Source organism: Sphingobium lactosutens DS20 (assembly GCF_000445105.1).
Classification (GTDB): domain Bacteria; phylum Pseudomonadota; class Alphaproteobacteria; order Sphingomonadales; family Sphingomonadaceae; genus Sphingobium; species Sphingobium lactosutens.
The window spans coordinates 1-13,455 of record NZ_ATDP01000073.1 but is presented as its reverse complement, the minus strand read 5'-3'; the positions used below and the strand labels follow the sequence as shown (position 1 = coordinate 13,455).

General features: G+C 62.4%; 14 protein-coding genes and 1 pseudogene. 13 read left to right on the top strand and 2 right to left on the bottom strand.

Going from position 1 to position 13,455, the window contains the following annotated elements; all coding sequences use genetic code 11:
- Positions 1-43: 43 nt before the first annotated feature.
- Complete coding sequence (locus RLDS_RS34340) at positions 44-1,423, bottom strand: DEAD/DEAH box helicase (RefSeq protein ID WP_021224965.1); 1,380 nt, start codon at positions 1,421-1,423, stop codon at positions 44-46.
- 282 nt (positions 1,424-1,705) lie between these two features.
- Positions 1,706-2,176 (bottom strand): pyridoxamine 5'-phosphate oxidase family protein, encoded by a 471-nt coding sequence (locus RLDS_RS34335; protein ID WP_031297570.1) that lies wholly within the window; start codon positions 2,174-2,176, stop codon positions 1,706-1,708.
- A gap of 96 nt (positions 2,177-2,272) precedes the next feature.
- Between RLDS_RS34335 and RLDS_RS34330 the strand changes: the two genes are divergently transcribed.
- From RLDS_RS34330 to istB, 13 genes and pseudogenes are all read left to right on the top strand, one after another.
- The gene (locus tag RLDS_RS34330; RefSeq protein WP_031297569.1) at positions 2,273-2,848 is read left to right on the top strand and encodes a NifU family protein; all 576 of its coding nucleotides are present in this window, start codon (positions 2,273-2,275) and stop codon (positions 2,846-2,848) included.
- Between the two features lie 86 nt (positions 2,849-2,934).
- Entirely contained in the window at positions 2,935-3,561 is a 627-nt protein-coding gene (gene tsaB / locus RLDS_RS34325; RefSeq protein WP_021224962.1) for a tRNA (adenosine(37)-N6)-threonylcarbamoyltransferase complex dimerization subunit type 1 TsaB, read from the top strand.
- On the top strand, positions 3,558-4,037 hold the full coding sequence (locus RLDS_RS34320) for a GNAT family N-acetyltransferase (protein ID WP_021224961.1): 480 nt from the start codon (positions 3,558-3,560) through the stop codon (positions 4,035-4,037). Before tsaB ends, RLDS_RS34320 begins: the two co-directional genes overlap by 4 nt.
- Positions 4,038-4,151: 114 nt before the next feature.
- A complete protein-coding gene (locus RLDS_RS34315) occupies positions 4,152-4,574 on the top strand; it encodes a MucR family transcriptional regulator (RefSeq protein ID WP_021224960.1) in 423 nt (140 codons plus the stop codon).
- A 123-nt stretch (positions 4,575-4,697) separates the two neighbouring features.
- Positions 4,698-5,120: a Fur family transcriptional regulator gene (locus RLDS_RS34310; protein WP_009821873.1), complete on the top strand. Its 423-nt coding sequence runs from the start codon at positions 4,698-4,700 to the stop codon at positions 5,118-5,120.
- Positions 5,121-5,124: 4 nt separating this feature from the next.
- On the top strand, positions 5,125-5,883 hold the full coding sequence (locus RLDS_RS34305; RefSeq protein WP_031297566.1) for a lysophospholipid acyltransferase family protein: 759 nt from the start codon (positions 5,125-5,127) through the stop codon (positions 5,881-5,883).
- A gap of 9 nt (positions 5,884-5,892) precedes the next feature.
- Entirely contained in the window at positions 5,893-7,257 is a 1,365-nt protein-coding gene (miaB, locus tag RLDS_RS34300) for a tRNA (N6-isopentenyl adenosine(37)-C2)-methylthiotransferase MiaB (RefSeq protein WP_021224958.1), read from the top strand.
- A gap of 122 nt (positions 7,258-7,379) precedes the next feature.
- Positions 7,380-8,384 (top strand): PhoH family protein, encoded by a 1,005-nt coding sequence (locus RLDS_RS34295; RefSeq protein WP_021224957.1) that lies wholly within the window; start codon positions 7,380-7,382, stop codon positions 8,382-8,384.
- A complete protein-coding gene (gene ybeY / locus RLDS_RS34290; protein ID WP_021224956.1) occupies positions 8,381-8,893 on the top strand; it encodes an rRNA maturation RNase YbeY in 513 nt (170 codons plus the stop codon). The genes RLDS_RS34295 and ybeY overlap by 4 nt, the downstream gene beginning before the upstream one ends.
- Positions 8,894-8,960: 67 nt before the next feature.
- Positions 8,961-9,896, top strand: a complete 936-nt coding sequence (locus RLDS_RS34285) for a hemolysin family protein (RefSeq protein WP_021224955.1) — start codon at positions 8,961-8,963, stop codon at positions 9,894-9,896.
- 91 nt (positions 9,897-9,987) lie between these two features.
- A pseudogene (locus tag RLDS_RS34280) lies at positions 9,988-10,947 on the top strand (DUF2142 domain-containing protein); the annotation flags it as partial.
- A 127-nt stretch (positions 10,948-11,074) separates the two neighbouring features.
- On the top strand, positions 11,075-12,568 hold the full coding sequence (gene istA / locus RLDS_RS34275; RefSeq protein WP_011950768.1) for an IS21 family transposase: 1,494 nt from the start codon (positions 11,075-11,077) through the stop codon (positions 12,566-12,568).
- The gene (istB, locus tag RLDS_RS34270; protein WP_007686288.1) at positions 12,565-13,332 is read left to right on the top strand and encodes an IS21-like element ISSsp5 family helper ATPase IstB; all 768 of its coding nucleotides are present in this window, start codon (positions 12,565-12,567) and stop codon (positions 13,330-13,332) included. The genes istA and istB overlap by 4 nt, the downstream gene beginning before the upstream one ends.
- Positions 13,333-13,455 lie beyond the last annotated feature (123 nt).

Below are 13,455 nucleotides of genomic sequence, written 5' to 3'. Positions count from 1 at the left end.
AAGGGAGGCGACTGAGCGCCGCCTCCCTTCCTTTCCTTGCTGTTTAGCGCGCGCCGGTCCGTTGCACCGCGCCCTTGTACGCACCAACCGCGCCGCGCCGACGCCGGCGGAAGGGCTTTCTGGCGCCCGCGCCATCCCCGTCACCCCGATGCGCCTTGTCGGGCGTGCCGCGCTGCGCTTTCTGCTGGTCCTGATAGCGGCGCTGCCCTTCGGCGCGCTTCGCCTGCTGCGACGGGCTCTGGCTCGGCCCCTTGCGCTGTGGCGCGGGCTTGGGCAGGTTACGCACGGCTTCCAGGAAATTCTCCGGCAGCGGCGTGACATCCAGTTTTACCCGCGTCGCACGCTCGATCGCCTTGAGATAGGGCCGCTCATCATCGGCGACGAAGCTGATCGCCACGCCTTCGGCCCCTGCCCGCGCCGTACGGCCGATGCGGTGAACATATTGTTCGGGCACATTGGGAATCTCGAAGTTGATGACGTGGCTGACACCGGACACGTCGATACCACGCGCAGCGATGTCAGTCGCGACCAGCAATTTGACCTTGCCCTGGCGGAAGGCCTGCAAGGCGGTGGTGCGCTGGCCCTGGCTCTTATTGCCATGGATGGCGAAGGCGTCGATGCCTGCCCCTTCCAGAAAACGCACGACGCGATCGGCGCCATGTTTGGTGCGCGTGAAAATCAACGCACGATCAATATCCTCGGTTTTGAGCACGATGTGCAGCAGCGCCTGCTTTTCCGCCTGATTGACGAAAGTCGCCTGCTGGCGCACCCGCTCGGCCGTCGTCGATTGCGGCGCGACGCTGACCTTCACCGGATCGTTCAGAAACTGGCCGGCCAGCGCCTCGATTTCCTTGGGCATGGTAGCGGAGAAAAAGAGGTTCTGCCGATTGGTCGGCAGCAGCTTGGCAATGCGCTTCAACGGATGGATGAAGCCCATGTCCATCATCTGGTCCGCTTCGTCGAGGACGAAGATTTCGGTATCCTTGATGGTGAAGCAGCGCTGGTCGATGAGGTCGAGCAAGCGGCCCGGCGTCGCCACGACGATGTCGACGCCCTGGCTCAGCGCCTTGATCTGGCGGTTGATCGGCACGCCGCCGAACACCGTTTCGACGCTCAACTTGAGGAAGCGGCCATAATCGCGAAAGCTCTGCGCGATCTGTGCGGCAAGCTCGCGCGTCGGCGACAGCACCAGCATCCGGCAGCCGCGCACGGGCGTCGGCTTGGGATGGCGGGCGAAATAGTCCAGGCTGGGCAGTGCGAAGGCCGCTGTTTTGCCAGTGCCGGTCTGTGCAATGCCACACAGGTCATGGCCCTCCAGCAGGACCGGAACAGCCTTTTGCTGAATGGGCGTGGGGGACGTGTATTTCTTGGCGGCAAGCGCCTTCAGGATCGGCTCGGACAAGCCCAGATCGGTAAATTCCATGATAGTCTCACATATCGGCCAGCGCCGACCGTCCGTGACTGTCACAGAGAGGGCGCGAGGCGGGTTACGAAACGACCCGCGTGAAAAGGGAAGCCTCAAAGCTTGGCGCAGGCTGGTCATTGGCCGGTCCCCTCTCACTCGTTGAGTATCGGGGACGATCACGCTGCCAATCGCTATGGGCCTGTGAGAGCCGGTTGCTGCGCCGCAGCGCATATGCCCGCATCACGGGCAAAAAGCAAGCGGCCACCCATCCGGTGGCCGCTCACGCAGTTCTATATCGAATCAGAGCGAGACTTCGGCGTGCTTGCCCTTCATCTCGGAGCGAACGTCTCCGCCAAACATCATCTTAAAGACGCCCTTGATAGACATTTCCGCGCGCCAGATTTCGGCGGTGTTGAGATCAAATCGCAGCATCAGAAGATTCGGATCGTTGCGCCCCTGCGGATACCAGGCCTCGACCTGCTTGGACCAATAGCGATCGATGATGGCAGGATCGGTTTCCGGGGCCAATGTCCCGTCGATGCAGGCGAACAGGTCATGGTCCTTGGACGCATATTGCGCCATGGCCGGACCCCCGGGGGCCAGACGATTATCCTTGGTCGTATAGAACCAGAAGCAATGATTGGCCTCCGGGTCCAGCTGCGCGGTCATCGGCAGATTATGCTCCTGCGACCCTTGCAGGCCGACCATCAGAAAAGGGCTTTCCGACAATTCTTTCCAGAAGCGTTCGCGGATTTCCGTTTCGGTGCTCATCATCGCGTCTCCTTGCTATTTGCCACACTCAATCAACGGTCGCGAGCGAAGTTCCGATGGGTTGATCTTGGTGCGGCAAATCGCCACATGCGCGTGATGCTGATCGAGACTGAACCGACGCCTAACCCGGCGACCGTCAAATTCCTTCCCGGCCGTGTCGTCATGGGCGCTGGCACGCGGGATTTCGCTTCGCCTGAGGAAGCGGAAGCCTCACCGCTTGCGAGTGCGCTTTTCGCGTTGGGCGACGTTACCGGCGTCTTCTTCGGCGGCGACTTCATCTCCGTCACCGTCGGCGAAGGATCCGACTGGCGCGACGTCAAGCCCGATGTGCTTTCGATCCTCCTTGAACATTTCTCGGCGAACATGCCGCTGTTTGCAGCGGGATCGGCTGGCGACATTCACGTCCCGGCCGATGAGGATGCGTTTGCGGAAAATCCCGAAGATGCCGAAATCGTCGATCAGATCCGCGAACTGATCGACACGCGCGTGCGGCCGGCCGTCGCCAACGATGGTGGCGACATCATCTATCGCGGCTTTGACAAGGGCACGGTGTACCTGAAGATGCAGGGCGCTTGCGCGGGCTGTCCATCTTCCTCGGCGACGCTCAAGAACGGCATCGAACAGTTGCTCAAACATTATGTGCCAGAAGTCACCGAAGTGCGGGCGGTCTGATCCCACAAGCTTATTTGGCAAATCGACGCTGATCGACTAACCGCTACGCGACTCCGCATCTGGCGGACGCTGAACGGGAGTATTTCTTGCGCCTGCTGGTGATCGACACTGCGACACAGGCCCTGTCCGTGGCGTTGCTGGAGGACGGCACGCCGATCGGGCGCTTTCATGACATTGTCGGGCGCGGTCATGCCGAAGCATTGCTGCCGGCGATCGCCGCCCTGCCGGACGGAGGACGCGCCGATGCAATCGCGGTCGACGTCGGCCCGGGCAGCTTCACGGGCGTGCGGATCGGCATTGCGGCGGCGCGCGCCCTGGCGCTGGCCTGGAACGTTCCGCTCCAAGGCTTCAGCGCGCCGTCTATCATCGCAGCCCAGGCGGCGATCGACCATGGCGACGGCCCCTTGATCGTGACGATCACCGGCGGACATGGCGAATTATTCTGGCAAGGCTTTGGTGCCGATGGCCGCACGGAGCATGGCGCCATCCGTTCGACCCCGATTGCGGATCTGGCGCGTCAAATCGATACCCCTGTCATCTATGGCACAGGCGCCGAAGCGCTGGTGACCGAACGCGGCACCGGCACCGCGATCACCCTTTATCCCGACGCCGGCGCATGGCCGTTGATTGAAACGCTCCCCGGCCTGTCGCCTTCCCCCATTTATGGTCGCGGGGCGGATGCGAAGACGATGGCGGAGCGGGCCTTGCCATGATGCCCGGCCTTTCCCTCGACCTGCATGAAGGCGCTGATCGCAACGCCATGGCCGACACGATGGACGTGATGACCGCTGCCTTCGACCCGACCTTTGGCGAAGCCTGGACGCTGCCGCAATTGGCGGGCGTGATGATCATGCCCGGCACTTGGTTGACGGTCGCGCGGCTGGATGCGTCACCGCTGGGATTTGCGCTGGTGCGGTCGGTTCTGGATGAATGCGAACTGCTGTTGCTGGCGGTCGCGCCGCTGTGGCGTGGGCGCGGCATCGGTGAAACGTTGCTGCGGGAAACTTTACGCACCGCGCGGCGACGCGGCATCACTTCGATGAATCTCGAAGTCCGTGCGACAAATAACGCCATTCAACTCTATGAGAAGATTGGCTTCGAATATGTGCATCGCCGTCCAGGTTATTATCGCGGCAATGATGGTCAATTATATGACGCCTTAAGTTTTCGCATCGATATGGCACTTTGACGCAATATCCGGTTGCACAATCCCGTCGCGAACATTAGGCGACGCAATACCGCTCCTGAAAAATATTCCGTCGGGCGGGTCGCATCACTGTATAAATTGGCAGGAAACAGGACCATGGAAACCGAATCTGCGCAGAACGAACTGCTTATCACGCTGACGTCCGATATTGTTGCCGCGCATGTCTCGAACAATAGCGTTGCGGTGTCCGATGTATCGACGCTGATCCAGAATGTTCACGCCGCCCTGTCTGCGCTGAACCAGCCGGTCGAAGCGCCTGAAGTCCGCCCCGAACCCGCCGTGTCGGTGCGCGCGTCGATCAAGCCCGACTACATAGTGTGCCTGGAGGACGGCAAGAAGCTCAAGATGCTCAAGCGCCACCTGATGACGCATTATCAGATGACGCCGGAAGACTATCGCGCCAAGTGGAACCTGCCCGCTGACTATCCGATGGTCGCGCCCAATTATGCCGAACAGCGCCGTAATCTGGCGAAGAAGATTGGCCTGGGCACCAAGCGCCGGCGCACCCGCGGCAAGTAATCGCGGCATCAAGCGCTACTTTTCCCGGAAAGGGGCGTGTCGGCCGATGCGCCCCTTTCCCGCATGAGCAAAAGTCGCTAGGCTTTGCCCGACTTTTCGCCTGAATCCATTAAGCGAGCCTGCATGAACCGCAAAATCGACGTCGAAGCCCTGTGTCATGAAAAGGGGCTGCGCATCACAGAACAGCGCCGGGTGATCGCCCAGGTGCTCAGCGATGCGTCCGATCATCCCGATGTTGAGGAACTGCACAAACGCTCCGCCACGATTGATCCTGGCATTTCCATCGCCACCGTCTATCGCACCGTACGCCTGTTCGAAGAAGCCGGCATCCTGGAACGCCATGACTTCGGCGATGGTCGCGCCCGTTATGAGGCTGCGCCGGAATCGCACCACGACCATTTGATCGACGTCGAAACCGGCAATGTGATCGAATTCGTCGACCCGGAACTGGAACAGCTGCAAAAACAGATTGCTGAAAAGCTCGGCTTCCGGCTGGTCGATCACCGGATGGAGCTGTACGGCGTCGCGCTCGACCGCAAAAACTGACGGGCTGGCGCCCTTGCGCTGCGCTGGGCGGCTAGTCCTGCTCGCCAGCGTCTTGCTGCTGTGCCTCATTCCCCATCTGTGCTGGCGACTTGTCAGAAGCCGTTCACCGTGGCCCTCTCGTTTCCTGGGCCTTGCAGCACGCGCCACTGGTGCACGCGTCATTCTGGAAGGTCACCCGGCCCAAGGCGACATCGTCCTGCTCGCCAACCATGTCAGCTGGATCGACATTCTCGCACTCGGCGGCGCCACGGGCACGGCCTTCGTGTCGAAGGATGGCGTGGCGCGCTGGCCGGTCGTCGGCTGGCTGGCGGCGCAGAACAACACCGTGTTCGTCTCGCGCGAACGGCGCGGCGGCCTGTCGGGGCAGATGGATGCGCTCCGGGCAGCCTTGACGGGGCATCAGCCGGTCACTCTTTTTCCGGAAGGCACGACGGGCGATGGCACGACGCTGCTGCCATTCAAACCCACATTGCTCGCCACATTGTTCCCACCGCCGCGCCCGGTGACGATCCAGCCCGTGCATATAGATTATGGCCCCGCCGTAACGGATATCGCGTGGGTGGGGGATGAGCCGGCCGTTGGCAATGTCCTGCGCATCCTGCGACGCAAGGGCGGATTGCCGGTCACGATCCGGTTCCTCGCACCCTTCGATCCCGCTACCTGTGCGGACCGCAAGGCGATGGCGGCGCTGGCGCGGGACCGGATCGCCGCCAGCATGGCAGCGCATCACCGCTCTTCCGCTCCCCCCTTGCCGCCTGTATAGCTGGACCGCATGAATCGTAACGACGCCCCCCGAAATCCTGCCACGACCGCGCCAGCGACCTTCCACGTCAAATCCTTCGGTTGCCAGATGAACGTCTATGATGGCGAGCGCATGGCCGAAATGCTGGGCACGCAGGGCATGACCCCCGCTGCCGAGGGCACGGACGCCGACCTCGTCATCCTCAACACCTGCCACATTCGCGAGAAGGCGGTGGACAAGGTGTATTCCGACATCGGCCGCCTGACCCGCGACGATGGCAGCCGTCCGATGATCGCCGTCGCCGGCTGCGTCGCGCAGGCCGAAGGCAGCGAGATCCAGCGCCGCGCGCGCAATGTCGACATCGTGGTGGGGCCGCAGGCCTATCATCGCCTGCCAGACCTCATCGACAAGGTCGGCCGGGGCGAAGCGGCGGTCGATACCGACATGCCGGCGGCCTCCAAATTCGGCGCGCTTCCTGCTCGCACCAAACAGGCCCGCCCCACGGCCTTTCTCACCATCATGGAAGGGTGCGACAAATTTTGCACCTATTGCGTGGTCCCCTATACGCGCGGCGCGGAAATCAGCAGATCATGGAGCGCGATTGTCGATGAAGCCAAGGCGCTGGTCGATGGCGGCGCGCGCGAAATCACCCTGCTCGGCCAGAATGTGAACGCCTGGACCGGGGATGATGACAAGGGCCGGGCTCAGCGCATGGACGGGCTGGTTCGCGAGCTGGCAAAAATCCCGGACCTGCGGCGCATCCGCTACACGACCAGCCATCCCAATGACATGAGCGATGGCCTGATCGCGGCGCATGGCGAAATCGACAAGCTGATGCCCTTCCTGCATCTGCCCGTACAGGCGGGCAATGACCGCATTCTCAAGGCGATGAATCGCAGTCACAGCGCCGACAGCTATCTGCGCATCATTGAACGGGTGCGGCAGGCGCGACCCGACATCGCCATTTCCGGCGACTTCATCGTCGGCTTCCCCGGTGAAACGGATGCCGAATTTGAAGATACGCTGCGCATCGTCGAGCAAGTGCGCTATGCTCAATGCTACAGCTTCAAATATAGCCCCCGCCCCGGCACGCCGGCCGCCGACATGGATCACCAGATAGCCGCCGAAGTCATGGATGAACGGCTCGCGCGGCTTCAGGCGTTGCTCAACCGCCAGCAGGCCGCATTCAACGCCGCGACCGTGGGCCGCACCACTCAGATTCTGCTGGAGCGCAAGGGCCGGCACCCCGGTCAGCTCATCGGCAAATCGCCTTGGCTCCAGTCGGTCGTCGTGACCGCGCCGGAGCTTTCGATCGGCGATTTTGTGGACGTCGACATTATCAGCGCCGGCCCGAACAGCCTGGCTGGCGAAACAGTGAGGAGGAAGGCCGCTTGAACCATCGCACCGTCGTTCCCGCGCAGGCGGGAACCCATCGCCACGCCGCTCCGCTCAATGCATGGTCTGGACGATGGATGCCCCCGTTTGGGGGCATGGCCAAGCAAGGGAGAGGCTGACCTATGTCGAAAAAACCGCACCACAGCCCCCGCCCCGACATCGCCGAGCGCGCGCGTCTCGAAGTCACTTTCGAAAAGCCGCATCTGCTGGGCACATTGTTCGGGCAATATGACCAGAATCTGGTGGCAATCGAAAATCGCCTTGGCGTCTACATCGCCGCACGCGGCAACAAGCTCCAGATCGAGGGCGAGGCCGAAGCCGCCGCCCGCGCGCGCGACGTCATGACCGGCCTCTACAACCGCATCGTCGCGGGGCAGGAAATCGATTCGGGCGCGGTCGAGGCGGTCATCGCCATGTCGGCCGAACCGACGCTCGACGGCATCATCCGCCATGACGTCGCCGAACCGCCCAAGGTGATGATCCGCACGCGCAAGAAGACGATCGTGCCGCGATCAGCGACACAGGTCACCTATATGGAGGCGCTGACCCGCAATGACATCATCTTCGCGCTTGGGCCGGCAGGCACCGGCAAGACCTATCTGGCGGTCGCGCAGGCGGTCAGCCAGCTTATCACCGGCAGCGTCGATCGCTTGATCCTGTCCCGTCCGGCCGTGGAGGCGGGCGAGCGGCTAGGCTTCCTGCCCGGCGACATGAAGGATAAGGTCGACCCCTATCTGCGCCCCATCTATGACGCGCTCTACGACACGCTGCCGGCCGAACAGGTCGAACGGCGCATCGCCAGCGGGGAAATCGAAATCGCGCCGCTCGCCTTCATGCGCGGTCGCACCCTGGCCAACGCCTTCATCGTGCTGGACGAAGCGCAGAACACCACCATCGCCCAGATGAAGATGTTTCTCACCCGCTTTGGCGAAGGCAGCCGCATGGTTATCTGCGGCGACCCCAAGCAGGTCGACTTGCCGCAACCGGGAATTTCTGGTCTGGCCGACGCAGTCGCCCGCCTGCATGGCGTGGACGGCATCGCCATGGTGCCCTTCGGCGTGGGCGACGTGGTGCGACACCCTGTCGTCGGTCGCATCGTCCAGGCCTATGAAGGGCCGGACGCATGATTGAGGTTGCGCTGCTGCACGACCAGGGCTGGCCACAGGGCGATTGGGAAATGATTGCCCAGCGCGCTGTGACGGCGGCCATTTCGCACAGCCCCTATGCAGCCTTCGCCACTGACGCGACGCTGTATGAAATTGCTGTCAAGCTGACCTCCGACGAGGAAGTGCACGGGCTCAACCGCGCCTATCGGGACAAGGACAAACCCACCAACGTCCTGTCGTTTCCGATGGTCCAGGATGATCTGCTTCAGGCAACGGCCAATACCGACGATGGCGAAGTGCTTTTGGGCGACATCGTCCTGGCCGAAGGCGTCTGCGCCGCCGAAGCGGCCGACAAGGGCATCAGCATGGTCGACCATGCCACCCATCTCATCGTCCACGGCACTTTTCATTTGCTGGGATATGACCATATGAACGACGCGGAAGCCGAAGCCATGGAGGCGCTGGAAGTTTCGGCGCTGGCATCGCTGGGCTTGTCCGACCCCTATGGGGATCGCGACGATATTAAATGAGGCGTTTTTCGTGCAAGCCGGCTAAGGCCGCATATGCACCGCTTCAAACAGGGGACTAGGACGACCGATGGCTGAAGGCAGCCCCAAGGATGGCAGCGCTTCGAAGGAAGCGGACAGTAGTAACGAGGGCGGCTTATGGAGCGGCATCAAGTCACTGCTGTTCGGGGAGAATGCAGAAACCAGCCTGCGCCAGGAACTGGAAGAAGCGCTCGACGAATATGATGAGGAAGATGAGGAAGATCATCCTCCGGTAAAAGGCGACCTATCCGCGATCGAACGGCAGATGCTGCGCAACCTGCTGCATTTTTCCGAACATACGGTCGACGATGTCGCGGTGCCCCGCGCCGACATCGTCGCGATCGAGGAAAAGGCCAGTTTTGCCGACTTGGCCGTCCTGTTCGCGGACGCCGGCCACAGCCGCATCCCTGTCTATCGCGAAAATCTCGACACGATCGTGGGGATGATCCACATTCGCGACGCCTTTGCCATTCTGGCCGGCAAGGCGCCGGCGCCCGACACGCTTGCGCCCCTGATCCGTCAGCCGCTCTATGTACCTGAAAGCATGGGCGCGCTGGACCTGCTTGCGGAAATGCGCGCCAAGCGCACCCATCTCGCCATCGTGCTGGACGAATATTCGGGCACCGAAGGGCTGCTGACCTTCGAGGACCTTGTCGAAGAAATCGTCGGCGACGTCGAGGATGAGCATGACGATGCGCCCGAAGCGATGCTGGTGCCGCTGGACGATGGGCTGTGGGACGCCGATGCGCGCGCCGAACTCGAAGACGTTGCCGAAGAGATTGATGCGCGTCTTGGCGATGTGGAGGAAGATGTCGACACGCTGGGGGGCCTGGCCTTCGTGCTGGCCGGCCGCGTGCCTGAAGTGGGCGAGATATTGGAGCATGCGGAAAGCGGGTGGAAGCTTGAAATTACCGCAAGCGACAGCCGGCGCGTGACGCGCTTGCGCCTCCATCCGCCTGTGGCTCTAGAGCCAGAAGCGGAATAACGATTCTGGCCGGCGTTACGCATCGTTGAAAATCCAGTCACATTGCGAGACGGTCGCGAAATATTAAGCGGTCGCGGCTACCTCTCTGCCCATGCGCAATGAACGACAGCGATTTTCGGGTCTGGACCGCGCGGACATGCTGTTCGCGGCGCCTTGGAGCGGGTCCGAAAAGCTGTTGCTCGCGCTCCTTTGCCTGCTCACGCTCTTCTTCGCTGTCATCACGCCGCCTTTTCAGGCGCCGGACGAGAATCAGCATTATATGAAGGCTTTGGCCGTTCGGCAGGGGGACATGCTGACCGAGCAGCGTGGCCCTGCCATCGGCACGGACCTGCCGCGCGCCGCGCTGGATATTCATCGCATCGACTTTCCGACGGATGTTCCCGCGACGTCGCGACTGTTCCATGCCGATCAACTGCGTAGGAGCGCGTCCGCTGATGCCAGGCGCTCCGGCTCCGACTTCGCCGATTTTCCCAACGTCGCCAGTTATGCGCCTACCCTTTATCTGCCGGGCGCAATCGGTCTGGCAGCGGGCAAGGGCCTCGGCCTGTCATCGCTCGGCGCCTTCTGTGTCGGACGCGTCGTCAATGCCCTGACCGGTCTTGCCCTGTTGATCGCCGCGTTGCAATTGCTGCCCTTCGGCCGCAATGCAATGCTGGCAACGGCTTTGCTGCCGACCTTCGCTTATCAGACCGGATCGCTCTCTCCCGATGCGGTCATCAACGGCCTGGGCTTCGTCGGCCTTGCTTTTGCCCTGCGCGTTGGCTTCATGGGGTCGGCACCGGCTCGCTCGGTCGGACTGCTCCTTACCGGTCCGCTGCTCGCCCTGTGCAAGGGCGTCTATCTGCCGATCATGGCCGCTGGCATGCGCTGGCCGACGCGCCGCGATCCCCGCCTGTGGCTGATCCTCGGCGCGATGACGCTGGGCGCAATCGCCTTTGTCGCGTGGATGCACTATTCGGGCGGCAGTCAGGCGCTCTACCATATTCAGTCGCGCAAGACCGGCGAAACGATGATGACCGCGCCGCTGCGCGATCAACTCGCCACAATCCTCGCCTCGCTGAGAACGGCGGAGCAATATTCGACCACGGTAGCGGCGGGATAGTCCTGCTGCGGGCGGCGTAAAAGTCGTCCACCTTGAAGCCTTTCTGCCGAGTCAGGGAGGTGTGGGGATCTACAGCGTGGAACTTTATCTTCAGGTCCGTCTGGCTTGCGCGGATGGCATGAGCCAACGGGCGGCGGCGAAGCGTTTCAATGTGTCGCGCGAAACGGTACGCAAGATGCTGTCGTTTTCATCGCCGCCGGGTTACCGGCGCCAGTCCGTACCGCAGCGCCCGAAGCTGGACGGGTTTGTGGCGATCATTGATGGATGGCTTGAGGGTGACCGCAGTGTCCCGCGCAAGCAACGCCATACGGCGAAGCGGGTATTCGACCGTTTGCGCACCGAGCATGGTTTCACCGGCGGCTATACGATCATCAAGGATTACATCCGGGAGCGCGAACAGCGCAGCCGGGAGATGTTCGTGCCGCTGGCGCACCCTGCGGGAGATGCGCAGGCCGATTTCGGGGAAGCGCTGGTGGAGATCGGCGGGGTGGAGCAGAAGGCCTACTTCTTCGCGCTCGATCTGCCGCACAGTGATGCCTGCTATGTGCGGGCCTATCCGGCGGCGGTGGCGGAGGCCTGGGTGGACGGACACGTGCATGCCTTCGCGTTTTTCGGCGCGGTACCGCGCTCGATCGTCTATGACAACGATCGCTGCCTTGTGACGAAGATCCTGCCCGACGGCACGCGGCAGCGTGCCACGCTGTTCAGCGCTTTCCTGTCACATTACGTGATCCGCGACCGCTATGCTCGCCCGGGCAAGGGGAACGAGAAAGGCAATGTGGAGGGGCTGGTAGGCTATTGCCGGCGCAACTTCATGGTGCCGATCCCGAAGTTCCCGACCTGGGAGGCGTTCAACCTGTGGCTGGAGGAGCAATGCCGCAAGCGCCAGCAGGACAAGGTGCGCGGGCAGAGCGAGACGATCGGTGAGCGGCTGCAGCGCGATCTCGCGGCCATGCAGCCTCTGCCCGCTACACCCTTCGAGGCCTGCGATCAGAAAGGCGGGAGGGTCTCCTCGCAATCCCTGGTGCGCTACAGGACCAACGATTATTCGGTTCCGGTGGCCTGGGGCCATCAGGAGGTCTGGATCAGGGCCTATGTCGATGAGGTGGTGATCGGCTGCCGCAGCGAAGTCATCGCCCGTCATCCTCGTTGCTATGCCCGCGAGGAGGTTGTCTTCGACCCGCTCCATTATCTCCCGCTGATCGAGCAGAAGATCAACGCATTCGACCAGGCTGCGCCTTTGCAGGGCTGGGACCTGCCCGAAGCGTTCACGACACTGCAGCGGTTGATGGAAGGGCGCATGCACAAACATGGCAGGCGCGAATATGTGCAGGTACTGCGCCTGCTGGAAACGTTCACCCTCGCCGATCTCCAGGCGGCGGTCGAACAGGCCATCGATCTTGGCGCCATCGGCTTCGATGCCGTCAAGCACCTCGTCCTGTGCCGGATCGAACGCGTACCGCCCAGGCTGGACCTGGACGTCTATCCCTTCCTGCCACGCACCACGGTCGAGAAGACCTTTGCCAGAGCCTATCTGAGCCTGCTCTCCGACCGGCAGGAGGCCGCATGAGCGATCAGGCCCCGGAGATCCTTCTCGCTCACCATCTCAAGGCGCTCAAGCTGCCTACGTGCCTGCGTGAGCATCACAAGCTCGCGCGGCAATGTGCCGCTGAAGGCGTCGATCATATCCGCTTCCTCGCCCGCCTCGTCGAGATGGAAATGATCGACAGGGAGCGTCGCATGGTCGAGCGGCGCATCAAGGCCGCGCGCTTCCCCGCCGTCAAAAGCCTCGACAGCTTCGACTTCGCCGCCATCCCCAGGCTCAACAAGATGCAGGTGCTCGAGATGGCGCGCTGCGAGTGGATCGAGCGGCGTGAGAACGCCATCGCTCTGGGGCCATCAGGCACCGGAAAGACGCACGTAGCGTTGGGGCTCGGACTGGCAGCATGCCAGAAAGGACTGTCGGTGGGCTTCACCACCGCGGCAGCGCTGGTCAGCGAAATGATGGAGGCCCGCGACGAGCGCCGTCTTCTGCGCTTCCAGAAGCAGATGGCCGGATACAAGCTGCTCATCATCGACGAACTGGGCTTTGTGCCGCTCTCCAAGACCGGCGCCGAACTGTTGTTCGAGCTGATCTCCCAGCGTTACGAACGCGGCTCCACCTTCATCACCAGCAACCTGCCCTTCGACGAATGGACCGAAACCTTCGGATCTGAGCGTCTCACAGGCGCGCTCCTCGATCGCCTGACCCATCACGTCAGCATCCTCGAGATGAACGGCGAAAGCTATCGCCTCGCGCACAGCCGGGCCCGCAAGGCCAAAACCAGACCCTGAAAATTACACCAATGCCGGGGGGAGTGGCCCTCGGGCTACGCCCTCACGCCACTCCCCCCGGCATGTAACACGATGGCCTGGTTTTACGCCGCCGAATGGCCGACTTTTGCTCCGCCGTTGACA